This is a genomic window from Pseudonocardia adelaidensis, from assembly GCF_039543345.1.
Lineage (GTDB): Bacteria > Actinomycetota > Actinomycetes > Mycobacteriales > Pseudonocardiaceae > Pseudonocardia > Pseudonocardia adelaidensis.
The window spans coordinates 1-689 of the sequence record NZ_BAABJO010000098.1; the positions used below are offsets into that span (position 1 = coordinate 1).

1 protein-coding gene is annotated in these 689 nt (G+C 68.5%); it reads left to right on the forward strand.

Annotated features, from left to right (window positions below):
* Positions 1 to 689, forward strand: a 689-nt coding sequence (locus ABEA81_RS42380) for an alpha/beta hydrolase (protein ID WP_345613724.1), incomplete at both ends; no start/stop codon positions are given.

Here is a 689-nt window from a genome sequence, read left to right on the forward strand (position 1 = left end):
CGGCGCGACGGACTGCCGCAGTTCGCGGACCGGTTCGCAGCCTCGGGTATCGCGGTGCTTCTGTTCGATCATCGCGGTTTCGGGGAGAGCGCAGGTGAGCCGGACCTGTTTGATCCGGTGCGGCTTCTGGAGGACTGGCGCGCCGCCATTGCGTTCGCTCGGTCGCTGCCCGACATCGACGCCGATCGTGTGGCGACGTTCGGATCCTCCATGGGAGGGGGCAACGCGCTTGCCGCCGCCGCAGAGGATCCGCTGGTAGCCGCCGCCATCAGCCAGATTCCTTTCCTGGACATGAGCCAGGCGCCGCACTCTGCGCAGCTTCGGGAGCAGATGCAGGCGGTGGCTGCTGAAGGCGGCCATCTGCCCGCACTCGGGCAGCCGCATGAGCCGGCGATCATCAACGCGCCGGGCGCCGAGGCCGGCTGGCGGCGAGTCGTGGCCAATGCCGACCAGTCACGCTGGCGCAACCGAGTATCGATGGGGTGGCTGACGGGTGACCCGTATCGCCCGAGCCGGCAGGCAGCCACGCTGCATTGCCCATGGCTGGTCACCGTGGCCGCGAACGACAGGGTTGCCCTGCCCGGGCCGGCGATCGACGCCGCACTGCGAGCACCCGAGGGCGAGCTTCGGATCTATCCGGATATCGATCACTTCGACATCTATGACGGACCGCCGTACGAGGCCGTCGT